21 protein-coding genes and 1 tRNA gene are annotated in these 23,673 nt (G+C 66.8%); 14 read left to right on the forward strand and 8 right to left on the reverse strand.

Annotated features, from left to right (window positions below; translation table 11 throughout):
• Positions 1-787: 787 nt before the first annotated feature.
• Positions 788-874: transfer RNA gene (locus tag QX132_RS31135), tRNA-Leu, on the reverse strand.
• Positions 875-1,096: 222 nt separating this feature from the next.
• On the opposite strand from QX132_RS31135, the gene QX132_RS31140 reads away from it, so the two are divergent.
• A complete protein-coding gene (locus tag QX132_RS31140; RefSeq protein ID WP_316163672.1) occupies positions 1,097-2,065 on the forward strand; it encodes a complex I NDUFA9 subunit family protein in 969 nt (322 codons plus the stop codon).
• Between the two features lie 109 nt (positions 2,066-2,174).
• Here QX132_RS31140 and QX132_RS31145 read toward each other — a convergent pair whose 3' ends face one another.
• A complete protein-coding gene (locus QX132_RS31145) occupies positions 2,175-2,981 on the reverse strand; it encodes an undecaprenyl-diphosphate phosphatase (RefSeq protein WP_315740364.1) in 807 nt (268 codons plus the stop codon).
• A gap of 357 nt (positions 2,982-3,338) precedes the next feature.
• Here QX132_RS31145 and QX132_RS31150 point away from each other — a divergent pair, with 357 nt between their 5' ends.
• Both QX132_RS31150 and queG read left to right on the forward strand, forming a co-directional pair.
• Positions 3,339-4,031: a glutathione S-transferase family protein gene (locus tag QX132_RS31150; protein ID WP_315758183.1), complete on the forward strand. Its 693-nt coding sequence runs from the start codon at positions 3,339-3,341 to the stop codon at positions 4,029-4,031.
• Positions 3,980-5,164 carry a tRNA epoxyqueuosine(34) reductase QueG gene (gene queG, locus QX132_RS31155; protein ID WP_316163707.1) on the forward strand — a complete coding sequence of 395 codons (1,185 nt, stop codon included), beginning with the start codon at positions 3,980-3,982 and terminating at the stop codon, positions 5,162-5,164. The genes QX132_RS31150 and queG overlap by 52 nt, the downstream gene beginning before the upstream one ends.
• A gap of 11 nt (positions 5,165-5,175) precedes the next feature.
• On the opposite strand, the gene QX132_RS31160 is transcribed toward queG, so the two are convergent.
• On the reverse strand, positions 5,176-5,961 hold the full coding sequence (locus QX132_RS31160; protein WP_316163673.1) for an alpha/beta hydrolase: 786 nt from the start codon (positions 5,959-5,961) through the stop codon (positions 5,176-5,178).
• A 326-nt stretch (positions 5,962-6,287) separates the two neighbouring features.
• Between QX132_RS31160 and infC the strand changes: the two genes are divergently transcribed.
• The 8 genes from infC (at position 6,288) to QX132_RS31200 (ending at position 13,956) form a co-directional block, all read left to right on the forward strand.
• Positions 6,288-6,827, forward strand: coding sequence for a translation initiation factor IF-3 (infC, locus tag QX132_RS31165; RefSeq protein ID WP_315740503.1), 540 nt, complete (start codon positions 6,288-6,290; stop codon positions 6,825-6,827).
• Between the two features lie 453 nt (positions 6,828-7,280).
• Positions 7,281-7,481 carry a 50S ribosomal protein L35 gene (gene rpmI, locus QX132_RS31170; RefSeq protein WP_008539890.1) on the forward strand — a complete coding sequence of 67 codons (201 nt, stop codon included), beginning with the start codon at positions 7,281-7,283 and terminating at the stop codon, positions 7,479-7,481.
• Between the two features lie 77 nt (positions 7,482-7,558).
• Positions 7,559-7,918, forward strand: coding sequence for a 50S ribosomal protein L20 (rplT, locus tag QX132_RS31175; RefSeq protein WP_012040570.1), 360 nt, complete (start codon positions 7,559-7,561; stop codon positions 7,916-7,918).
• 143 nt (positions 7,919-8,061) lie between these two features.
• Positions 8,062-9,144 carry a phenylalanine--tRNA ligase subunit alpha gene (gene pheS, locus QX132_RS31180; RefSeq protein ID WP_316163674.1) on the forward strand — a complete coding sequence of 361 codons (1,083 nt, stop codon included), beginning with the start codon at positions 8,062-8,064 and terminating at the stop codon, positions 9,142-9,144.
• Between the two features lie 155 nt (positions 9,145-9,299).
• A complete protein-coding gene (locus QX132_RS31185) occupies positions 9,300-9,800 on the forward strand; it encodes an endonuclease domain-containing protein (protein WP_315740368.1) in 501 nt (166 codons plus the stop codon).
• Positions 9,797-12,205 (forward strand): phenylalanine--tRNA ligase subunit beta, encoded by a 2,409-nt coding sequence (gene pheT, locus QX132_RS31190; RefSeq protein ID WP_316163675.1) that lies wholly within the window; start codon positions 9,797-9,799, stop codon positions 12,203-12,205. The genes QX132_RS31185 and pheT overlap by 4 nt, the downstream gene beginning before the upstream one ends.
• On the forward strand, positions 12,202-12,978 hold the full coding sequence (locus QX132_RS31195) for a sulfite exporter TauE/SafE family protein (RefSeq protein ID WP_315784929.1): 777 nt from the start codon (positions 12,202-12,204) through the stop codon (positions 12,976-12,978). The genes pheT and QX132_RS31195 overlap by 4 nt, the downstream gene beginning before the upstream one ends.
• A gap of 33 nt (positions 12,979-13,011) precedes the next feature.
• The gene (locus QX132_RS31200) at positions 13,012-13,956 is read left to right on the forward strand and encodes an MBL fold metallo-hydrolase (protein WP_316163676.1); all 945 of its coding nucleotides are present in this window, start codon (positions 13,012-13,014) and stop codon (positions 13,954-13,956) included.
• A gap of 134 nt (positions 13,957-14,090) precedes the next feature.
• On the opposite strand, the gene QX132_RS31205 is transcribed toward QX132_RS31200, so the two are convergent.
• Positions 14,091-15,503: a flavin monoamine oxidase family protein gene (locus QX132_RS31205; protein ID WP_316163677.1), complete on the reverse strand. Its 1,413-nt coding sequence runs from the start codon at positions 15,501-15,503 to the stop codon at positions 14,091-14,093.
• A 193-nt stretch (positions 15,504-15,696) separates the two neighbouring features.
• Between QX132_RS31205 and QX132_RS31210 the strand changes: the two genes are divergently transcribed.
• Positions 15,697-16,674 carry a YiiX/YebB-like N1pC/P60 family cysteine hydrolase gene (locus QX132_RS31210; RefSeq protein WP_315758191.1) on the forward strand — a complete coding sequence of 326 codons (978 nt, stop codon included), beginning with the start codon at positions 15,697-15,699 and terminating at the stop codon, positions 16,672-16,674.
• 16 nt (positions 16,675-16,690) lie between these two features.
• Here the strand turns inward: QX132_RS31210 and QX132_RS31215 are convergent, their stop codons facing one another.
• Positions 16,691-16,966, reverse strand: coding sequence for a metal-sensitive transcriptional regulator (locus QX132_RS31215; protein WP_315716843.1), 276 nt, complete (start codon positions 16,964-16,966; stop codon positions 16,691-16,693).
• A 46-nt stretch (positions 16,967-17,012) separates the two neighbouring features.
• Here QX132_RS31215 and QX132_RS31220 point away from each other — a divergent pair, with 46 nt between their 5' ends.
• Both QX132_RS31220 and QX132_RS31225 read left to right on the forward strand, forming a co-directional pair.
• Positions 17,013-19,712: a heavy metal translocating P-type ATPase gene (locus QX132_RS31220; RefSeq protein ID WP_316163678.1), complete on the forward strand. Its 2,700-nt coding sequence runs from the start codon at positions 17,013-17,015 to the stop codon at positions 19,710-19,712.
• Between the two features lie 76 nt (positions 19,713-19,788).
• Positions 19,789-20,541 (forward strand): sulfate transporter family protein, encoded by a 753-nt coding sequence (locus tag QX132_RS31225; protein WP_316163679.1) that lies wholly within the window; start codon positions 19,789-19,791, stop codon positions 20,539-20,541.
• On the opposite strand, the gene QX132_RS31230 is transcribed toward QX132_RS31225, so the two are convergent.
• Genes QX132_RS31230 through QX132_RS31240 form a run of 3 tightly spaced genes read right to left on the reverse strand, consistent with a single transcriptional unit; the run spans position 20,479 to position 23,650 of the window.
• Entirely contained in the window at positions 20,479-22,098 is a 1,620-nt protein-coding gene (locus QX132_RS31230) for a DHA2 family efflux MFS transporter permease subunit (protein ID WP_315813480.1), read from the reverse strand. The genes QX132_RS31225 and QX132_RS31230 overlap by 63 nt on opposite strands.
• Positions 22,095-22,601, reverse strand: coding sequence for an isoprenylcysteine carboxyl methyltransferase family protein (locus QX132_RS31235; protein ID WP_315716838.1), 507 nt, complete (start codon positions 22,599-22,601; stop codon positions 22,095-22,097). Before QX132_RS31235 ends, QX132_RS31230 begins: the two co-directional genes overlap by 4 nt.
• A complete protein-coding gene (locus QX132_RS31240; protein ID WP_316163680.1) occupies positions 22,598-23,650 on the reverse strand; it encodes a type III polyketide synthase in 1,053 nt (350 codons plus the stop codon). Before QX132_RS31240 ends, QX132_RS31235 begins: the two co-directional genes overlap by 4 nt.
• Positions 23,651-23,673: the final 23 nt, after the last annotated feature.

A 23,673-nucleotide genomic window follows, 5' to 3' on the forward strand; every position in this document is an offset into this window, starting at 1 on the left:
TGGCTCGAAATTGCACCGCGCCGAGCCCTCTCACCCCCCTAATTCGGATTCTTGCCCAGCCTCGTCGGGCAAATCAGCTGCACATTTCCGCGCGTCCCTGCTGCCGCATGAGGGGCGTTTCGCGACCGTCACGGATCGTTGGCAGTGGGATGCGATGGGCGTGTGTCGACGCAGCGTGAATTAGTTCGCGCGGACGAACGGCGAGGCACGCACGGTCAAGTCGCGCGGTCCTGATATCCCGACGCTGATATCAACTCACGTCGAAGCTTTCGCTTCGGGTTGAGGATGGTGGCCAACAAGCCCGGCGCACCAGGGAGAATGCGAAGCAGCCGTTAAAACCACTCGCGCAGGGAAGGCCGGATGATCCGGCGCGTACCTGTGGTTCCTGCCGCCAGCATTTTCTTCCGCTGGCGGGCCATGGGTGCAGTCGGCACCCGGCCTTCCCTGCGCCCTCATGATTGACGGGGGCGAGACGATCTTCACAGCTCGGGCGCGGGATGCGTCGCGAGATTGAGCAGTCTTGCTCCGAGAGGGGCCACAAGCATGGTGATCGGTAGACACGCGGACGGTGCCCACCCTCCCCTGGAGGGGGAGGGTGGGAGCTCGCGGCTTGCATCAGCGGCATCACGGAAGCCTGAAGCAAAATCGTTCGCAATCTCGGGGAAACCCGTGAGGCCGATGTGTCGAAGACACCGGGCCAATCGACACCAACCTCTATTCGACCGCAACGCGCATCAGCGCGCTCGTCTGTCGGAGATCTCTTGTGCGGGGGAGGTCACTATCAAAATGGTGCCCAGGAAAGGACTCGAACCTTCACGGCCGTTAAGCCACTGGCACCTGAAGCCAGCGCGTCTACCAATTCCGCCACCTGGGCATGGGGGCGCTGTGTACGGATCGAACGGGCGCTTGTCAAACCGCTGAACGCCCAAGATGACAATTTTTCTGACGCCATGCGCAAAAACACGGCTCTCTTTTCCGCAGTGCGGACGATGGGCTATACAGCGGCCCAGGATGGCGGGCCGCGGGGTGCGAATCGCCGCTGACAGCTATCTCGTCCGGGGCGGACCGACCGCCCGGCAATCCCAGGACTCATTCCATGGCATCGAATCTGGACACATTGGTTACCGTCTTCGGCGGCTCCGGCTTCGTCGGGCGCAACGTGGTCCGGGCGCTGGCCAAGCGCGACTACCGCATCCGTGTCGCGGTGCGCCGGCCGGAGCTCGCCGGCCACCTGCAGCCGCTTGGCCGGGTCGGCCAGATCCACGCCGTACAGGCCAATCTGCGCTATCCCGACTCGGTCGCGGCAGCGCTGCGTGACAGCCATGTCGCGATCAACCTCGTCGGCGTCCTGACCGAGAGCGGCGCGCAGACCTTCGAGGCCGTGCAGGCCGAGGGTGCCGCCACCGTCGCCAAGGCGGCGGCCGCCGCTGGCGCCCGCATGGTGCACGTCTCAGCGATCGGCGCCGACGCAGAGTCGACCTCGAGCTATGCCCGCGCCAAGGCGGCCGGCGAGACCGCCGTGCTGGCCGCGGTGCCCGAGGCCGTGATCATGCGCCCCTCGGTCGTGTTCGGCCCCGAGGACCAGTTCACCAACCGCTTTGCGGCGCTCGCGCGGGTCTCGCCGTTCCTGCCGCTGATCGGCGGCGGCGAGACGAAGATGCAGCCGGTCTATGTCGGCGACGTCGCCACCGCGGTGGCCGATGCGGTCGACGGCAAGGCGCAGCCGGGCGCGACCTACGAGCTCGGCGGGCCCGAGGTGCTGAGCTTCCGGGAAATCCTGAAAATCATCCTCGACATCACCGATCGCGACCGCGCGCTGCTGCCGCTGCCGTTCGGGCTCGCCAAACTGCAGGCCGCAATCCTGCAGTTCGCGCCGGGGCCGCTGAAGCTGACGCCGGACCAGGTCGAGCTCTTGCGCCACGACAACGTGGTGTCGGAGGCGGCAAAGGCGGCCGGGCTGACCTTGCAGGGCCTCGGCATCACGCCTGACTCGCTCGAGGCGGTCGCCCCGCAATATCTCTGGCGCTTCCGGCCGTCCGGGCAGTTCCAGCGCAAGAACGCGTGAGGGTATCTGTAGGGTGGGCAAAGCGAAGCGTGCCCACCACCTTGCTTTGGCATACTCGGTGAGAACGGTGGGCACGGCGCTGCGCGCCTTTGCCCACCCTACGCGATAACTACTTCCCCAGCGCCAGCGCGATCAGGCCGAGGGTGCCGACGATCACGCGCCACCAGGCAAACAGCACGAAGCCGTGGCGGGTGACGTAACCGAGGAAGGCCTTCACCACGATCATGGCGGTGATGAAGGAGACGACGAAGCCGATCGCGATGAGGCCGAGGTGATCGGACGTCATCTCGGCGCGGCTCTTGTAGAAGTCGTAGACGAAGGCGCCGACCATGGTCGGGATCGCCAGGAAGAAGGAGAACTCCGCGGCCGAGCGCTTGTCGCCGCCGAGCAGCATCGCCGCCACGATGGTGGCGCCGGAGCGCGACACGCCGGGGATCATCGCGAGGCACTGCGCGACGCCGATCCACAGATACATCATGAGCGGATAGCGCGTGGCGTCGTGCTCCCGCGGCTTGAGATCGATCTGATCGACCCACAGCAGGATGGCGCCGCCGACGATCAGCGAGAAGCACACGACCCAGGGATCGAACAGGAGCGCTTTGATGTACTTGCCGGCGATGAGGCCGATGATGACGGCGGGCAGGAAGGCGATCAGCACGCCGATGATGAAGCGGCGGTCGTCAGCGTTCGACATCGCGCCGATGGCGACGCGCGACAGCTTGAAGAAGTACAGCGCGACGATGGCGAGGATGGCGCCGAGCTGGATCAGGATCGCAAAACTCTTCCAGAAGCCCTCGTCGCCGAGCCCGAAGAAGCGCTCCGCCAGCAGCAGATGGCCGGTCGAGGATACGGGAAGAAACTCGGTGACGCCCTCGATTATGCCGAGAAGCACCGCCCGCAGCGTATCTGACATCATTGATCGGATCCTGGATTGCCGGCAAAACGCGGCCCTTCTCGCCTATTCGGCTCCCGCCCGCAATTGCAAAAAGCGCTCGAACCGGCCACATCCGATGAATGAACCGGCGTGTGATCGGCCATGCGAATCAGAACGAGGCAATGCCGGACAGCGGATCGGGCGCGCTGATCGCTGTTCCCGAAAGCGCCGTTTCCCGCATGACCGCCCGTCGCCCTACTGCTTACACTTTCGCCGACCATGCGCTAATGGTCCGATTCGCGAGCGCACCCGCGCGCCGGTATCGGGACGAGGCGTCGGTGCGAACCGATGGTTGATTGTTCGTTAAGCGCCGTAGCCGCGGAATCGTCGAAAGGCTCCATGTACACGCTCTACCACCATCCCTTCTGCCCGCATTCACGCTTCGTCCGGCTGGTGCTCGGCGAATACGGGCTCGATCTGCGCCTGGTGGAGGAACGCGCCTGGGAGCGCCGCGAGGCGTTCCTCGTGCTCAATCCCGCGGCCACCACGCCGGTGCTGTCGGTCGAAGGCCTGCCGCCGGTGCCCGGTGTCGGCGTGATCGCCGAGTTCATCGACGAGACCTGCGGGCCCGAGATGGGCGATCGCCGGCTGATGCCGGCGTCGGCGGCCGAGCGCGTCGAGGTGCGCCGGCTGATGGACTGGTTCAACACCAAGTTCTTCGAGGAGGCCTCGAACCTGCTGGTCACCGAGCGCATCTACAAGCGCTTCATGAGCGAGGAGGATGGCGGCGGGCCGCCGTCGACCGACGTGATTCGCGCCGCCAAGACCAATGTGCGCTATCATCTCGCCTATATCGGCTGGCTGGCGCAGCGGCGCAATTTCCTGGCGGGCGACCGGCTGACCTATGCCGACCTGGCCGCCGCCGCGCATCTGTCGGCGATCGACTATCTGGGCGACGTGCCATGGATCGAGGACGACGCGGCGAAGGCGTGGTACGCGCGGGTGAAGTCGCGGCCGTCGTTCCGACCGCTGCTCTCCGACTGGCTGGCGGGCGTGCCGGCGTCGCGGACCTATGTGGACTTGGACTTCTGAGCGCCGATAGGCCCACGCCGGAGACGTTGAAGGCGGCGCTGGCCGCCGAGGCGCAACGGCTGGGCTTCGATGCCATCGGCATCACCGACCCGGTCGTGAGCGCCGAGCGGGCCGCCGCGTTCGAACGCTTCCTCGCCGCCGGCCAGCACGGCGACATGGACTGGCTGGCGCGCGAGCCGTCCCGCCGCACTGATCCCGCCACGTTGTGGTCGGAGGTCCGCAGCGTGGTCATGCTCGGCGTCAATTACGGCCCCGACGAGGATCCGCGCGCGGTCCTATCCCAGCGCAGCAACGCTGCGATTTCGGTCTATGCCCGCGGCGACGACTATCACGACGTCATCAAGAAGAACCTCAAGACGCTCGCCCGCTGGCTGGTCGCACAGGCCGGTTGTGATGTGAAGGTGTTCGTCGACACCGCAGCCGTCATGGAGAAGCCGCTGGCCGAAGCGGCCGGGCTCGGCTGGCAGGGCAAGCACACCAACCTGGTGTCGCGCGGTTTCGGCTCCTGGCTGTTCCTCGGCGCCATCTACACCACGCTGGACCTGCCCGCCGATGCGCCGGAGCGCGATCATTGCGGCTCGTGCCGAGCCTGCCTCGACAGCTGTCCGACCGCGGCGTTCCCGGCCCCCTACAGCCTCGATGCGCGGCGCTGCATCTCGTATCTCACCATCGAGAACAAGGGGCCGATCCCGCGCGAGTTCCGCAAGGCGCTGGGCAACCGCATCTACGGCTGCGATGACTGCCTCGCCGCCTGCCCGTGGAACAAGTTCGCGCAAGCGGGGCGCGAGGCGAAGCTGGCGGCCCGCGAATCGCTGCGGTCCCCCGATCTCGCCGCGCTGGCGGCGCTCGACGACGCCGCGTTTCGCGCCCTGTTCACGAAATCGCCGATCAAACGCGTCGGCCGCGACCGCTTCCTGCGCAACGTGCTGATCGCGATCGGCAACTCCGGCGATGCGGCGCTGACGCCGGCCGCCGAACGGCTTGCCGCCGATCCGAGTCCACTGGTGCGCGGTGCCGCCGCCTGGGCGCTCGCGCGGCTGCTCGACGAGGCCGCCTTCGCGCGACGTGCGGAGGCGGCGCTGACGTCAGAGACCGACGAGAGCGTCCGCGCGGAATGGCAAGCCCGATGCTGAAGCGGGCCGCATCAGCCCATCTCACCGACCGCGGCCAGCATACGCGCGATGTCCTGCGGACGCGACAGCCGGTGGTCGCCGTCCTGGATCATGGTCAGCACCACGTCTTCGGCCGGCAGGCGGTGGGTCAGTGCGAACGCGTGCTGCCAGGGGACGTCCGGGTCCTGCGCGCCCTGCAGGATGCGCACCGGGCAGCCGACCTTGATGGCACCGCCGAGCAGGAGATGATTGCGCCCGTCCTCGATCAGCGCCCTGGTGATGGGATAGGGCTCGCCATACTCCGACGGACGCATCCAGACGCCCTTGGACTCGATCTCGGTCTGGACCGCCGGCGGGAAGCCCTTCCACATCAGCTCCTCGGTGAAATCGGGCGCCGGGGCGATCAGGACCAGGCCAGCCAGCGTCGCCTCCGCCGGGTCCTTGAGCAGCTCGCGCGCCAGCAGCAGCGCCATCCAGCCGCCCATCGAGGAACCGATCACGACCTGCGGTCCGCGGCAGATTTGCCGGAACACCGCGACGCTCTCCTCGAGCCAGCGGCCGATGGTGCCGTCGACGAAGCGGCCGCCGGATTCACCGTGACCGGAATAGTCGAAGCGGACGCAGGCGCGGCCGCGCTCGGCGGCCCAGGCGTCGAGCGCCAGCGCCTTGGTGCCTTTCATGTCGGAATTGAAGCCACCGAGCCAGAACAGCCCGGGCGGGCGGCCGGGCCGCGCCCGCACCGCGATCCGGCGCGACGATTCGCCCGCGCCGACGGTGACGAAGACGGGTGTATCGGCATTTTCTGCAGCAGGGTTCATGGATCGTTACTCGATTTCGGGGGCTGTGTGGGCGAACCAGCCGGTCGCGTCAATCCGCTCGACCGGGCACTGCCGCTTGCGAAAGGGCCCCGCGCACTCTATGTCCGCGAGCGGAACCACGAGGCCTCGAAAGTGCGGTTTTGATCGCCATTCTTGGCCATGTGGTCCCTTTGGGGAATGCACGGCCGCGCCGAAGTCCTGCGCGTGCGACGCAGGAGCCATGACGGCCGGATGTTAATTCGACGCACGGGACGCCAGCTGTCTTGCCCGCGAGGGCATCTTCCTTCAAAATAGTCGCCTTCTTCCACAACCTTGGAGAACTACCCATTCGCCGCCCCAATCGAGCCCCGCCCGCTGCCGTCAAAGACGGGCCGCGCACAAATGATGAGATTCGCAATGCGCAGATCCAGCTGATCGATTCAGAAGGTACCAACCGCGGCACTGTCGAGACCGTGGTTGCGATCAAGATGGCCGCTGATGCCGGCATGGATCTGGTCGAGATTTCGCCGAACAACAATCCTCCCGTCTGTAAGATCATGGACTACGGGAAGTACAAGTATTCGGCGCAGAAGAAGGCCGCCGAGGCCCGCAAGAAGCAGAAGGTCGTCGAGATCAAGGAGATCAAGCTCCGCCCGATGATCGATGATCACGACTACGACGTGAAGATGCGGGCGATGCAGCGCTTCTTCGAAGAGGGCGACAAGGTTAAGATCACACTGCGCTATCGCGGCCGCGAAATGGCGCACCAGGAGATCGGCACCAAGCTGCTCGACAAGGTCAAGTCCGACGTCGCGGCTTTCGCCAAGGTCGAGCAGGACGCGCGGTTCGAGGGACGCCAGGTGGTCATGGTTCTGGCCCCGCGCTAGTCGCCAGCCACCGACGCACCAAACCGAGCCCGCCACACGTCTGGCGGGCTTTTCTCTTGAGGGCCCCGTCAGAACCGCTCTTTGCGGGCGTGGATCAGGACCTGCCACCGCCCGCTGCAGCTGCCGGAGGAGCCTTTGCGGCTCCACCGAACGGAGCCGGCCGGTGCTGGTGGCCGAGGGCCGCCCTGGGATACCTGTACCCGCGGCTCGCATGTCGGCTGACCATGGCTCGGACGAGCCGATTCGGCGGTTCAGCGTTGCCAAGAGCCACCGTCTCTGGCATAAGCGCGGCCTTCGTCGCCCGGCTGATCAAGGGCTGCCGTGGCGATGTCCCTGTGCGGGTGGATCCTTGTTTGGACCCAATACCTGAGCACAACCAACGCTCTAACGAGCATTTTCGCCTGATGGCGCCGCTTTTGCGGGCGGCTTGCCGTTGGCATGAAGGAGAGCCAAATGCCCAAGCTGAAGACCAAATCCGGCGCCAAAAAGCGCTTCAAGGTGACTGCCACCGGCAAAGTGATGCACGCCCAGCGCGGCAAGCGCCACGGCATGATCAAGCGGACGAAGAAGCAGATCCGGCAGCTGCGCGGCACCCGCGTGCTGTTCAAGACCGACGGCGACAACGTCAAGAAGTACTTCTTGCCGAACGCCTGACCGGCCTCTCGCTTCCGAAACCCTGGCCGCCTCCAAGCCGCGGCTGATCGTCATCTCTGAATCCAAGGATACCCGGCATGTCTCGCGTCAAACGCGGTGTGACCGCCCACGCCAAGCACAAGAAAGTCTTCAAGGCCGCCAAGGGCTATTACGGCCGCCGCAAGAACACGATCCGCACCGCCAAGCAGGCCGTCGAGAAGGCCGGCCAGTATGCGTTCCGCGATCGCAAGCGCAAGAAGCGCACCTTCCGCGCGCTCTGGATCCAGCGCCTGAACGCCGCTGTGCGTCCGTTCGAGCTGACCTACAGCCGATTTATCGACGGCCTGTCCAAGTCCGGCATCACTGTCGACCGCAAGGTGCTGTCGGATCTCGCGATCAACGAGCCCGCCGCGTTCCAGGCGATCGTTGAGAAGGCCAAGGCGGCGCTCGCCGCCTGATCGCCCTTCCTCATCGCGAGGACTGCAAAGCGGCCGACGATCTCGGCCGCTTTTTGCTGTTCGGCGACATCGATCCTTTCGCTTGACCCCTGTCGCCCGCGCGGCGACAACCCAGCCGCCTTTGTCCCGCGGAGATTTTGACCGTGTCCGACCTCGCCTCGCTCGAGACCTCGATCCTCGACCAGATCGCCACCGCCGGCGATGAAGCCGCGCTGGAAGCCGTGCGCGTCGCCGCCCTCGGCAAGAAGGGCTCGATCTCGGCGCTGCTGGCCACCCTCGGCAAGATGTCGCCGGACGAGCGCAAAACGCAGGGTGCTGCGATCAACCTCGCCAAGGACAAGGTCACACAGGCGCTCACCGCGCGCCGCGAGGTGCTCAGGGCCGCTGCGCTGGACGCGCGGCTCGCGGCCGAGACCATCGACGTCACCCTGCCGCTGCAGGATTCGCCGGCCGAGACCGGCCGCATCCATCCGCTCAGCCAGGTGTTGGACGAATTGACCACGATTTTCGCCGACATGGGCTTCTCGATTGCGGAAGGCCCCGATGTCGAGACCGACGACTACAACTTCACCAAGCTGAACTTCCCGGAAGGCCATCCGGCGCGCGAGATGCACGACACGTTCTTCTTCAATCCGAAGCCGGACGGCTCGCGCATGCTGCTGCGGACCCACACCTCGCCGGTGCAGGTGCGGACCATGCTGAGCCAGAAGCCGCCGATCCGCGTGATCTGCCCGGGCCGCACCTACCGCATCGATTCGGACGCGACCCACACGCCGCAATTCCACCAGGTCGAGGGCCTCGTCATCGACAAGGGTTCGCATCTCGGCCACCTCAAATGGATCCTGCACGAGTTCTGCAAGGCGTTCTTCGAGGTCGACCACATCAACATGAAATTCCGGCCGTCGTTCTTCCCGTTCACCGAGCCGTCGCTCGAGGTCGACATCCAGTGCCGCCGCGACAAGGGCGAGATCCGCTTCGGCGAGGGCGAGGACTGGCTGGAGATTCTCGGCTGCGGCATGGTGCACCCGAACGTGCTGCGCGCCTGTGGCATCGATCCCGACGAGTACCAGGGTTTTGCCTGGGGCATGGGCATCGACCGCATCGCGATGCTGAAATACGGCATGAGCGATTTGCGCCAGCTGTTCGAGGGCGACGTCCGCTGGCTGTCGCACTACGGCTTCAAGCCGCTGGATGTGCCGACGCTCGCGGGGGGATTGAGCGCGTGAGCGTTGCCGGCCTCGCTGTCTCCGCTCGGGCGGTAGGACTCCCTCTCCCGCTTGCGGGGGAGGGCTGGATCCCCCGCGCGCGCGCTTCGACAACCACCGGTTTCTCCGTTCCCTCCCCCCTTGTGGGGGAGGGTCAGGGAGGGGGGTAGCCCCGGATGCCGCACGCAGTTGTCAGCGAGCGCCATCGCCGCCGGGCGAAGCAACTTCGCCAGGCGATGACGCGCGCCGAGACACTGCTCTGGCGCTACATCAAGGCGAACCGGATCGATGGCGCCAGCTTTCGCCGCCAAGTCCCGTTTCGTAACTACATTGCTGACTTCGTCTGCTTCTCGGCAAAGCTTGTCATCGAACTCGACGGGGAATCGCATGATTTCGCCGAACGGCAGGCAAGAGACGCCCAACGCGACGCATTCTTCGCAGCCGAAGGCTTTGAAGTCCACCGCTTCACCAACGAGCAGGTGACTTCGAACTTGGAAGGCGTCGTTGAAGCCATCCGTCAGGCTCTCGCCGTCCGCGCCCGTGGCTTACCCCCCTCCCCAACCCTCCCCCACAAGGGGGGAGGGAGCGGAGAGAGCTGTGCAAGCGGCCAAGACGGCACATACGAAGCCAACACACACGATACAAACACCAGCAAGATCCGAGGCATGCAGCCATGAAATTCACGCTGTCCTGGCTGAAGGACCATCTCGACACCGATGAGTCGGTCGAGACGCTCGCCGACAAGCTCACGATGATCGGCCTCGAGGTCGAGCATCTCGAGGACAAGGCGAAGCTGCTCGCGCCTTACAGAATCGCGCGCGTCGTTTCCGCCGAGCAGCACCCGAACGCCGACCGGCTGCGCGTCTGCATGGTCGACACCGGTGACGGTGGCGCGCCGGTGCAGGTGGTGTGCGGCGCGCCGAACGCGCGCGCGGGCCTGGTGTCGGTGTTCTCGCCGCCCGGCACCTACATCCCCGGCAAGAACATCACGCTCTCGGTCGGCACGATCCGCGGCGTCGAGAGCCGCGGCATGCTGTGCTCGGCGGCCGAGCTGCAGATTTCCGACGATCACGACGGCATCATGGAGCTGCCGGCGGATGCGCCGATCGGCACTCCTTACGCGGAGTGGGCCGGCCTCGGCGATCCCATGTTCGAGATCAACCTGACGCCGAACCGCCAGGATTGCACCGGCGTGCACGGCATCGCCCGCGACCTCGCCGCCGCCGACATGGGCAAGCTGAAGGACCCCGGCATCAGGCCGGTGAAGGGCGAGCTCCCCTGCCCGGTGAAGGTCACGGTCGAGGACGAGAAGCTGTGTCCGGGCTTCGCGCTGCGACTGGTGCGCGGCGTCAAGAACGGCCCGTCGCCGAAGTGGCTGCAGCAGCGCCTCACATCGATCGGCCTGCGCCCGATCAACGCGCTGGTCGACATCACCAACTACATGACCTTCGACCGCGCGCGTCCGCTGCACGTGTTCGACGCCAAGAAGGTGAAGGGCAATCTGGTCGTCCGCCGCGCGCGTGACGGCGAGACCTTGCTCGCGCTCGACGGCCGTACCTACACGCTCGACCATTCGATGTGCGTCATCGCCGACGATTCCGGCGTCGAATCGCTCGCCGGCATCATGGGCGGCGAAGCCTCCGGCTGCGATGAAGACACCACCGACGTGCTGATCGAATCGGCGCTGTGGAACGAGATCAACATCGCCCAGACCGGCCGCAAGCTCGGCATCAATTCCGACGCGCGCTACCGCTTCGAGCGCGGCGTCGATCCGGCCTTCATGGTGCCGGGCCTGGAGATGGCGACCAGGCTCGTGCTCGAGCTGTGCGGCGGCACGCCGTCGGAGACCGTCGTCGTCGGCAATCCGTTTGGTGATGACCGTATCATCGATTTCCCGCTGACCGAGGTGAAGCGGCTGGCGGGCATCGAGGTGCCGCTGACCGAGATGCGGCGGATCCTGACGCATCTCGGCTTCGTGGTCGCCGGCAACGGCCCGGTCGTGAAGGTCGCGGTGCCCTCCTGGCGCAGCGACGTGCATGGCAAGGCCGACATCGTCGAGGAGGTCGTGCGCATCGTTGGCGTCGACAAGGTGCCGATGACGCCGTTCGAGCGCGGCGATGCCCCTCGAAAGCCGGTGCTGACGCCGATCCAGCTGCGCACCCGGCGCGCCAAGCGCGCGCTGGCGGCGCGCGGCATGGTCGAGGCCGTGACCTGGTCGTTCATCTCCAAGCCGGCGGCCGAGCTGTTCGGCGGCGGCAAGGCCGAGCTCGCGCTTGCGAACCCGATTGCCGCCGATCTCTCCGACATGCGGCCGAGCCTGCTGCCGGGACTGATCGCAACCGTGCAGGCCAACGCCGATCGTGGCTTCGGCGATGCCGCGATCTTCGAGGTCGGGCAGATCTTCAAGGGCGATGGCCCCGCGGACCAGCTCATGGCGGCGAGCAGCATCCGCCGTGGCGTCGCGTCGGCGAAGGGTCTCGGCCGACATTGGACGGGATCGCAGGCGGCGAGCGCTTACGACGCGAAGGCCGACGCGCTCGCCGTGCTCGCGGCCGCTGGCGCGCCGATGGCGTCGCTGCAGATCGTCGCCGGCGGCCCCGCCTGGATGCATCCGGGACGCTCCGGCACGATCCAGATGGGACCGCAGAACGTGCTCGGCCATTTCGGCGAGCTGCATCCGCGCACGCTGGAGGCGTTGAAAGCCGACGGGCCGCTCGTCGCCTTCGAGGTGATCCTCGATCGCATTCCGGCCGCCAAGGCGAAGCCGACGCGCGCCAAGCCGGTGCTGGAGCTGTCCGCATTCCAGCCGGTGTCGCGCGACTTCGCCTTCATCGTCGACCGCAAGGTCAAGGCCGGCGATATCGTGCGCGCCGCGCAGGGCGTCGACAAGAAGCTGATCACCGATGTCGCCGTGTTCGACGTCTACGAGGGCAAGGGCATCGAGGACGGCAAGAAGTCGGTGGCGATCGCCGTCACCCTGCAGCCGCGCGACAAGACGATGACGGACGAGGAGATCGATGCCGTGGCGGCGAAGATCACCGCGGACGTCGCCAAGAAGACCGGCGGCACGTTGCGCGGATGAGCCTGTCCGGGCTCATCCCTGCCGATCTCAGCCCGTTCGCGACGATCGCGCTGGCGATCGTCGCTTTCATCGCCGCGACCGCGCGCGGCTTCTCCGGCTTCGGCGCGGCGCTGATCTTCATGCCGCTCGCGAGCAGTTTTGCGACGCCGCGCCTGGTCGCGCCCCTGCTTCTCGTGATCGACTTCGTATCGATGGCCCCAATGGTGGCGCCGGCCTGGCGTGAGGCCGACCGCAAGGCCACCGCCGTGATCGTCGCGGGTGCGTTGGTCGGCGTGCCCGTGGGCACCTATTTCCTCAGCCGGCTGGACCCTGTCACCGTACGCTGGATCATCACCGGTTTCGTGATCGCGCTGCTTGCGCTGCTGCTGTCCGGCTGGCGCTATCGCGGCAGGGAGTACACCGCGCTGTCGGTCGCTGTCGGCTATATCTCCGGATTCTGCAGCGGACTGGCGCAGACCGGGGGCCCGCCGATCGTCGGCTACTGGCTGGGACGCCCGATCCCGCCAAAGATCGCGCGAGCGAATATCGTACTGTTCTTCGGCGCATCGGACTTCTTCGCTATGGTGAGCTACGCAATGAGCGGGCTGATCACCTGGGATTCGCTGAAGCTTTCGCTGCTGATCGGTCCGGTCTACGCGCTTGGTGTCGCGTTCGGCGCGTCGCTGTTCGGCCGTGCCAGCGAGCAGGTGTTTCGCGCCATCTGCTACGCGCTGATCGCAATCGCCGTGATCGCCGGCCTGCCGGCCCTCGACGGCGTGCTCGGGCGGGGTTAGCCTTCCTCCAACGAAGCAGACAGGGAGGCCACCGTGATCCATCGGCGAACGATGCTCAAGCTTGCGCTGGGAACGGCCGGCGCCATCGCGGCGCCCGCGGCGTTCGCGCAAGGCGCGAAGTCCGGCACGCGCATCGTCTTCCTCGGCACCAAGGGCGGCCCACGCGTCGGCGTGGGCGCTTCAAATCCGGCCAACCTCGTCGTCGTCAACGGCACGCCGTTCGTGATCGATTGCGGCATGGGCGTCAGCCGTCAGCTCGTCAGTGCTGGGGTTCCGATCCCATCGATCAAGTACATCCTGATCAGCCATCACCATTCCGATCACAATCTCGAATACGGCAATCTGTTCTACAACGCCTGGGCCGCAGGATTATCGACGCCGATCCAGTCGTTCGGACCGAGGGGCCTGGAGGCGATGACCAGGAGCTTCTGGGAAACTAACAAGTTCGACGTCGACACCCGCATCGCGGACGAAGGCCGGCCAGATCCGCGGCCACTCCTGGTCGCGAAGGATATCGACACGGACGGCGTCGTGCTGAAGACGGCGAACGTGACGGTGACCGCGTTCCGCACGCCACATCCGCCGATCACCGACAACTTCGCGTACAAGTTCGAGACGCCCGACGGCACGATCGTGTTCTCGAGCGACACCGCCTATAACCCGAAGCTTGCAGAGTTTGCCAAGGGCGCCGATGTGCTCGTGCATGAATGCCTCTATGTGCCCGCGGTCGATCGGCTGGTCGCCAAGACGAAGAACGGCTCGACGCTGAAGAAGCACCTGCTCGACAGTCACACGACCACGGAAGACGTCGGACGCATCGCCGCGGCTGCAGGCGTGAAAGTGCTGGTGCTCAGCCACTTCGTACCCGGTGATGATCCCGAAGTGACGGACGAGGACTGGACGCGGGAGGTGAAGAAGAACTACGCGGGCCGCATCGTGGTCGCGAAAGACCTGATGGAATTGAAGCTGCCTGTGTAGCCAAGGCGTGCTTCAATCGGCAGCTCGCCTGCATCAGCCCTAGGGTGGGCAAAGGCGCAGCCGTGCCATTTCAACGCTGGAGATCGCAGTTGCGCCGTGCCCACCATCTTGCTGATGAGTTTGCGGATCGACGGTCAATCCTCCGGCGAGGCCGAGCGCACCTTGCCGCGACGGCGCGGTCGCTGCCGCTCACTGCTCGGCTCCGGCTCGGCGTCCTTGATCGCGCCGATCCGGCGCAGCGCGGCTTCGGCGGCGCGCTCGCCGGAGTCCCAGGCGCCGTCGACCGTGCCCCACAGCGTTTCGTGCGTGGCCTCGCCGGCCAGGAACAGCGGGCCCAACGGTTCGCCGAGAATTTTGCGGGCGCCCTGGCTGCCGGGCGTGGCCGCCGACATCGCGCCGAGCACGCCCGGCACCTGGTTCCAGCGCGTGGCTGCTGACGACTTCACCGCTGCGGCGGCTTCACTTCCAAACAGCTTGCCGATCCACTCCCTGGCGAAGTCGGCCATCGCCGCCTCGCCCTGCACTGATAGTTCGCGGCCGAAGGCGCCGGCAACATCGACGGTACAAAGCGACGATCCACCGATATTGGCAAGCAGCAGACCCGTGCGGTTGGAATTGCTCTGCTCGATGATGACCTCGTCCCGCGACAGGCCGAGCGGATTGCCCGCCAGCATCAGCGCAATGTGATCATAGCTGCCGAGGCTGAGCTTGGCGGCGGCGTCGAGTTGCCGCTTCGGCAGCTCGGGCACGAACTTGATGGCGCCTGATGTCAGCACGTTGGTCGACACCGTGAGGATGATGGCGCGCGTCGCGATTCGCCCCGCCGGCGTTTCCACCGCGGCGTCGCGGTTGGTCCACACGACGCGCGTTGCCGGAGTCGACAGCGATGACGGCAACGATTCGCCGAGCTTGGCGAGGAACGTGCCCAACCCCTGCCGGCAGGCCAGCGGAGCGCTGCGACCCTGTGCGCGCGCCTTGTCCATCGCGGAGAGATCGGCGAGATCCTTTCCGGTCGCGCTGGCGCCGAGTACGAACGCGGTGGTGCTGGTCCAGTCGCCCAGATCTTTCGGCAGCGCCGCGGCGCAGGAGGTATCGAGCTTGCCGCGCGCCGCCTCGTCGATGGCGCGATTGGCGCGCACCAGCCCGGCCAGGAACTGCTCGGTCTCGCCGGGCCGCGCATTGCGCCGGCCGACCCGGATCTTTTGCCCGACGGGAGCCGCGACGAGATCGAGTCCGACGCCGCGCGCGAGCCTTCCGATGGGATTGCTGTCGGCGCTGAGCAGCCAGCGGGCGCCGCGATCGAACGGCACGCCGAAGGTGGCGACATCCGTGCTGCAGCGGCCGCCGAGCTGCGGCGAGGCCTCCAGCACCACGACCTTGCGGTTGGCGGCCACGATCCGGCGCGCCGCGGCGATTCCCGCCGCACCCGCCCCGATCACGACAATGTCAGCCTCGCGTGGAACAGCCGCCTGCGCGGCGCCGCCTGAGATGGGCAGCGCGGCCAGCGCCGCGGAAGCGGAGAGGAAGCCGCGGCGCGTGAAGTTCATGACATGGTTTCCGAAAGCTTTGAACGAAACGAATACCGACCGAATTTGCCGTATCTGCCGCGCTGCGGCAACCGGGATGGTAAACGCGATACCGTGCGGACTGCTTCGACTATGAACCAAATTGCAACCGCAATCGACCATCATGGAAGAAGGGAAAAAGCCGGCGACCGGCCAAGGTCGCCTGGGGAGCGTTATGGGTATCGTGCTCGACCAGATCGGCAAGCTGATTGCCGCCTATCTCCAGAAGGAGATCCCCGGCTATGAGCCGTTCACGCCGAGCGATCCGGACTACCTGCGCAAGGACGTCCAGCCCGGCGACGTGCTGTTGGTCGAGGGCAACAGCCGCATCTCCGGCATCATCAAATATCTCACGCAGTCGACCTGGTCGCACGCCGCGCTCTATGTCGGCCCCATCGATGGCGCCGTCGAGCCCGACGGGGAGCCGCATGTGCTGGTCGAGGCCTATGTCGGCGACGGCGTGATCTCGGCGCCGCTGTCGAAATACTTCGCCTATCATACCCGCGTGTGCCGTCCGGTCGGCCTGACCTATGAGGACCGGCACACGGTGTGCCGCTACGCCATCAATCGCATCGGCTTCGGCTACGACACCAAGAACATCATCGACCTGATGCGCTATCTGATCCCGATGCCGGTTCCGCAACGCTGGCGGCGGCGCATGATCGCGCTGGGTTCGGGCGATCCGACCAAGATGATCTGCTCGGCGCTGATCGCGCAGGCGTTCGACGCGGTCCGCTATCCGATCCTGCCGAAGATCACGCGGGCCCCCTCACGGCGTGCCAAGCGCGAGATCCTGCACATCCGCGATTCGTCGCTCTACATGCCGCGCGACTTCGACATCTCGCCCTATTTCGAGATCGTCAAGCCGACCATCGTCAATGGATTCGACTACACGACGCTGCACTGGGCCGACAAGCAGAAGCCGCTCGCGGAGGTAGCGGGCGAGTTCGCCGTGTTTCCAGGCTCCGTCACAGCGCCGCCGCTCGTTCCTGAGGCGGCTGACGAAGAGGCGGCGCAGCCGGTTCCGGCTGAGGAAATGATGATCGAGGAAGTCAGCGAACGGCTCGTGGTCAACGAGCATTACCTCGTCGCCGAGCCGGTGCGGCAGGTCGCGCCGCGCGCGGCTGCCCGACGGCGCAAGGTCGCGGTTTGATCGTCATCCATTCTGCTCAGCGATCCGACCGGCCGATCACGTCCATCAGCTCCGCGATCTTCTGCCGCTGATCGGCCTTGTCGCCGGAGGCGATCGCGTGCTCGACGCAATGCGCGACGTGGTCGCGCAGGATCTCCTCCTCGACCCGGCGCAGCGCCGCCCGCACAGCGGAGATCTGGGTCACGATGTCGATGCAGTAGCGGTTGTCCTCGACCATCTTCGACAGGCCCCTGACCTGCCCTTCGATCCGGCTCAAACGTTTCTGACAGGATGTCTTGATGTCCTCGCGCATGGGGCCTATATACCCCTACAGGGTATAGGTTTCAAGAGGCTGGGCGATGTCGGAAACCAAACACGAGCATGGTGGCGCGGCCGCCGGCGAGGGCGGATGCGGCTGTGGATCGCACGCGCGCGCGGTGGAAACCGGACACAACCAAGCATCCGCGGACAACTGTTGCAGCGATCGTGCCGGCGCGGCGCCTGACGGCGATTCGGGGGCCTGCTGCGGCGGCTCGGACCACGCTGCGCCTGAACCGGCGAAGGTCACGGATCCGGTCTGCGGCATGTCGGTCGATCCGGCGACCTCGACGCATCGCTTCGAGCATCAGGGTCACACCTTCCATTTCTGCTCGGCCGGGTGTCGCACCAAGTTCGCCGCCGATCCCGCCAAGTATCTCGCAGCCGCCACTGCACCTGCAGCCGCGCAGTCGTGCTGTGGCGGTCATGAGCACCATGCGCATCAGCATGACCAGGCAAAGGTCATCGATCCCGTCTGCGGCATGAGCGTCGATCCCGCGACCTCGAAGCATCGCTTCGAGCACGAGGGTCACACCTTCCATTTCTGCTCGGCCGGCTGCCGCACCAGGTTCGCGGCTGATCCCGACAAATATCGCGGCGAACGCGAGTCGCCGCCCGCGATGCCGGCAGGCACGATCTACACCTGCCCGATGCATCCCGAGATCCGGCAGGTGGGCCCGGGCACCTGCCCGATCTGCGGCATGGCGCTGGAGCCCGACGTCATCAGCCTCGACGACGCGCCCAATCCCGAGCTCGCCGACATGACGCGGCGATTCTGGATCGGCACCTTGCTCGCCGCTCCCGTCGTCGTGCTCGAGATGGGCGGCCACCTCGTCGGCGGCCATGGCTTTGTCGATCCGATGTTGTCGAACTGGATCCAGCTCGCGTTGGCGACACCAGTCGTGCTGTGGGCCGGCTGGCCGTTCTTCGTCCGCGGCTGGCAATCGGTCCAGACGCGCAATCTCAACATGTTCACCTTGATCGCGATGGGCACGGGCGTCGCCTATGTCTACAGCGTGATCGCGACCCTGGCGCCGCAGACGTTTCCGCCGGCGTTCCGCGGCCATGGCGGCGCGGTCGCGGTGTATTTCGAGGCGGCCGCCGTGATCACCGTTCTCGTCCTGCTCGGCCAGGTGCTGGAGCTGCGCGCGCGCGACGCGACGTCGGGCGCGATCAAGGCGCTGCTGCAGCTGGCGCCGAAGACGGCGCGGCGGCTCGACACCGACGGCAACGACCACGAGGTGGAGATCGCCGAGCTCGCGGTCGGCGATCGCCTGCGCGTGCGTCCCGGCGAGAAGGTGCCGGTCGACGGCATCATTCTCGAAGGCCGCTCCTCGCTCGACGAATCGCTGGTGACGGGCGAGTCGATGCCCGTGACCAAGGCCGAAAGCGAGCGCGTCATCGCCGGCACCTTGAACCAGACCGGCAGCTTCGTGATGCGCGCCGACAAGGTCGGCCGCGAGACCCTGCTGTCGCAGATCGTGCAGATGGTCGCCGACGCGCAGCGCTCGCGCGCGCCGATCCAGCGCCTCGCCGACCAGGTCGCGGGCTGGTTCGTGCCGATGGTGATCGCTGCTGCCATTGCCGCCTTCGTCGCGTGGTACGCGTTCGGTCCCGAGCCGCGCTTCGCCTTCGGCCTCGTCGCCGCCGTGAGCGTGCTGATCATCGCCTGTCCCTGCGCACTCGGTCTCGCGACGCCGATGTCGATCATGGTCGGCGTCGGTCGCGGCGCCCAGGCCGGCGTGCTGATCAAGAGCGCGGAGGCGCTGGAGCGGATGGAGAAGGTCGATACGCTGGTCGTCGACAAGACTGGCACCTTGACCGAGGGCAGGCCGAAGGTGACGGCGATCGTCACCGCTGATGGTTTCGACGAGACCGAGGCGCTGCGGCTCGCGGCAAGCGTGGAGCGCGCCAGCGAACATCCGCTCGCCGCTGCCGTCGTCCGTCATGCCACCGAGCGCAACATCAAGCTCGCCGACGTCAAGAGCTTCGACGCGCCGACCGGCAAGGGCGCCCGCGGTGAGGTCGACGGCAAATCCATCGTGCTCGGTACCGCCACCTACCTGGCCTCGCTCGGCATCATCACCGATACGCTCGGTGTCGAGAGCAAGCGGCTGCGCGAAGAGGGCGCCACCGTGATCACGATGGCTGTCGACGGCAAGCCGGCAGCGCTGTTTGCGATCGCCGATCCGGTCAAGGCCTCGACGCCGGAGGCGCTGAAGGCCCTCGCGGCCGACGGCATCAAGGTGATCATGCTGACCGGCGACAACCGCACCACGGCCACCGCGGTCGCGCGCAAGATCGGCATCACCGAGGTCGAGGCCGAGGTGCTGCCCGAGCAGAAGAGCGCGGTGGTCGCGCGTCTGCGCGCCAGCGGCAAGATCGTCGCGATGGCCGGCGACGGCGTCAACGACGCGCCGGCGCTCGCCGCGGCCGACGTCGGCATCGCCATGGGCACCGGCACCGACGTGGCGATGGAGAGCGCCGGCATCACGCTGTTGCGGGGCGACCTCGGCGGTATCGCGCGGGCGCGAAAGCTGTCGGCGGCGACGATGCGCAACATCCGACAGAACCTGTTCTTCGCGTTCATCTACAACGCCGCCGGCATCCCGATCGCCGCGGGCGTCCTCTATCCCCTGTTCGGCATCCTGCTGTCGCCGATCATCGCCGCCGCCGCGATGTCGCTGTCGTCGGTCAGCGTGGTCGGCAACGCGCTGCGACTGCGGGCGACCGAACTTTGATACGATGCCGGCGGACTTGCCGAAGCCCGCCGGCATGTCTACCTCTGCCGCGGGCTTTGCAGCGAGGGACCCCGCCATGATCGACGCCGCCATCAAGGCGATTTCGCAGATTTTGTCGCCGCCGATGCGCTCGATCCTGTGGCGCGCGATCGGGCTGGCGCTGGTGCTGGTCACGGTGCTCGCGATCGGGCTGCAGCGGCTCTTGACCTGGCTTGCGACCGCCGGCGAGGGCTGGGCGGAGGCCATGCTCGGGCCGAACTCGCACGGCACCCTCGAAGTGCTCACCTGGATCATCTCGATCGCCGCCGGCTTCGGCGTCGTGTTCGGCGGCATCATGCTGATGCCGGCGATCACCTCGGTGATCGCGAGCCTGTTCGTCGACGACGTCGCGGACCTCGTCGAGCGCGAGCATTATCCGGCCGAGCGCCCCGGCGCCGCCCTGCCTTTCGGCGTCGCCATCATCGAGGGCCTCAAGGCCGCCGGCCTCACCATCCTGATCTATCTGGTCGCCCTGCCCTTCGTGTTCCTGGCCGGCGCCGGCTTCGTGATCTTCTTCCTCGCCACGGCCTGGCTGCTCGGCCGCGAATATTTCGAGCTGGCCGCGATGCGCTTCCGGCCGCCGGCGGAGGCCAAGGCGATGCGGCGCGACAATGCGGTGACCGTGTTCACCGCGGGGCTGATCATCGCGGCCTTCGTCACCATCCCGATCGTGAACCTGGCGACGCCGCTGTTCGGCATGGCCTTCATGGTCCACCTGCACAAGCGCCTATCCGGACCGCGGCCCGAACTGATCGAGCCGTCGCCGGAGCGCCGGCTGCGCAGCCTCTAGCGCCATCATCCGCGGCGACAGGCTCGCCGCCTTGGCGCGGGCGAAGGGGATCAGCAGGAAGCCGAGCAGCGCGACACCGGCGAGCAGCGACCAGGCCTCGTTGACGCACAGCGCCAGCGAGGCCTTCTCCACCAGCGGCCGGACATAGGCGATCGCCTGCTCCTCCGAGACGCCGCGCGGCCGGTTGCGCAGCAGCTCCGGCGCGAGCCCGATCGCCTTGGCCGCCGCGGTATCGCCGGCCAGCAGGCGGTCGCGAAACGCCTGGGCATGCATGGCGACGCGGCCATAGATGATGGTGTCGATCAGCGCGATGCCGATGGCGCCGCCGAGATTGCGCATCAGGTTGAACAGCCCGCTGGCATCGGCGACCTCGGCCTGCGGCAGGTCACCGAGCGCGATCCGCGTCGGCGGCAGCAGGCAGAACATGATGCCGACGCCGCGCACCACCTGCGGCCAGAACATCTCCTGATAGTCCGCAGTCGGCGGCTGGAACGCGCTCGCTGCCAGACCGAAGCCGAACAGCACGAAGCCGAACGCCGTCAGGAGACGCGCGTCGACCTTGCCGTCCAGCGCCGTCACCAGCGGAGCGGCGATCAGTTGCGCTACGCCGGTGACCAGCATGATCTTGCCGATCTCGAACGCGTCGTGGCCGCGCACGAAGGCGAGGAACACTGGCATCAGATAGACCGAGCCGAACAGCCCGATGCCCAGACAGAAGCTCGACAGGCAGCCGAGCGTGAACGACCGCCGCTGAAAGCTGCCGAGCCGCAGGATCGGATGCGGCGAGGCCAGCAGGCGCTGGATCAGCAAAGTGAGGCATGACGCGCTCAGCACCAGGAACGCAATGCAGTTCGACGACAGCCAGCCGCCCTTCGGGGCCTCCTTCAGCCCGAGCTCGAGGCTGGCCAGGGACACCGCGAGCAGCAACAGCGCAAACAGGTCGAGCTTGTCGAGCTCCGCGAGATCCATGCGCTGCTTCGGCAGCAGGCTTGGCGTCATCAACGCGGCGATGATGCCGGGCACGATGTTGATCAGGAACAGCCAGGGCCACGACCAGGTGTTGGTGATGAAGCCGCCGACGACCGGGCCGATGGTCGGTGCGAGCACCGCGACCACGCCGCCGATCGTCGTCGCGACCGCGTGCAGGCGCGGTGGAAACAGCAGGAACACGGCGGAGAACACGACGGGGATCAGGAGACCCCCGAAGAAGCCCTGCAGCACGCGAAACGCCAGCAGCGTGTGAAAATCGCCGCTGAACGCGCAGCCGAGCGAGGCGGCGGTGAAGATGCCAACGGCGCCGACGAACAGCCAGCGCAACGTGAACACGCGCGTGAGCAGCCCGGTGAGCGGAATGGCGATGATCTCGGCGATCAGATACGCCGTCTGGATCCAGCTCATCGCGTCCGGCGTGATGCCGAGCGCCTCCTGGATGGTCGGCAGCGACGTCGCCACCACCTGGATGTCCAGGATCGCCATGAACATGCCGACGCACATCAGGATGAAGCCGAGCCAGGTGGCGAGGCTCGGACGATCCTGCGGCGCGGCCGATGCGCTCATGCGGTCTGGCCGCCGCCGATGCCGGTGAGTGCTTCCGATTCGGCGCGGATGCGGATGAACAGCACCGCCGCATTCAGGCCGGAGAAGATCAGCGCGATCAGCGGCAGATGCAGCGCCAGCGGCAGCAGCGCGATCTCGGCTGCGACCACCAGATAGTTCGGATGCGAGATGTAGCGATAGGGACCATCGGTCACCAGCGGCGCACCGGGCAGGATGATGATGCGCGTCGTCCAGCGCGGGCCAAGCGTCGCCAGCACCCACCAGCGCAGCCCCTGCAGCAGCACGAAGCCGCTCAAGAGCCACGGGTCGACCTCCTGGTCGGCGCCGAGCAGCCACAGCGACACCAGCCAGGCCGCATGCATCGAGATCATCAGCGGATAGTGATCCGCCCCGACCTCGACCGCGCCCATGGCGCGCAGGCGCTTGGTGTTGTGGCGGGCGAGCACGAGCTCGCCGAGCCGTTGCATGGTGACGAGGGCGAGGACGAAGGCGGCGAAGGTCATGCGGCGTGCCTCAATGAAACGCAGCTTGCGGTGAACCCAGGTCCGAGCGCCGTCAGCACGGAGCGCGGCGGCAAGCCCCGGGCGCGGGCGCGCTCCAGCACGAACAGCACGGTCGGCGCGGACATGTTGCCGTAGTCGGCGATGATCTCGCGCTCATGATCCAGCGTGCCCTGGCCGAGCGACAGCGCGCGCTCCAGCGCCGTGATCACCTTGGCGCCGCCGGGATGGCAGACGAAGCGATCGACGTCGGACGGCGCGAGCTTCATCCGGTCCAGGATCTCGTTGACGGCCGGGCCCATGTTCTCGGTAACGAAGTCAGGAATGGTGCGCTGGAAGATCACGCCGAAGCCTTCGGGATCGACGCTCCAGCCCATGATATCCAGCGTATCCGGCCACAGCTTCTCGCCGGTCGCCTCGACCCTGATAGCGCCGCCATCGCCGGCGCGCAGGATCGCCGCTGCGGCACCATCGCCGAACAGGCTCAGCGCGACGATGTTGGCTTTCGTCAACTCATCATGGCGCACAGCCAGCGTGCACAATTCGAAGGTCACCAGCAGCACATTGGTGCCGGGCCGGGCCTGCGCCAGCCGCGCGGCGATCGACAGGCCCGAGACGCCGCCGGCGCAGCCTAGGCCGAACACCGGCACGCGCGACACGTCCGCGCGGAAACCCATGCGCCCGGCGACGCGCGCTTCCAGCGTCGGCGTCGCGATGCCCGTCGAGCTCACGGTGACGATGGTATCGATGTCGGCGGCTGCGAGATCGGCCTGCGCGAGCGCCTTGTTGGTCGCATCGATGAACAGCGCCTCGGCGCCTTCGAGATAGGCCTCGGTGCGCTCGGGCCAGCCGCGGCGCTCCATGTACCATTCGATCGGCTTGACGCCGTAGCGCTGGCGGATGCCGGTGTTGGAGAACAGGCTCGCCATCGTGTCGAACTGCGGAAAGCGCGGCGACAGCACCACGCGTGCGGCCTCCATCACCTCGTTCTGGCGGAACTGATGCGGTGGCACCGAGGTCGCGAGCGACACGAGTGCGGCGGTATGGTCCATGCGGCTGATCCTTCAACGTCCCG

The sequence above is a fragment of the Bradyrhizobium sp. SZCCHNRI20481 genome (assembly GCF_032485055.1).
Taxonomy (GTDB): Bacteria; Pseudomonadota; Alphaproteobacteria; order Rhizobiales; family Xanthobacteraceae; genus Bradyrhizobium.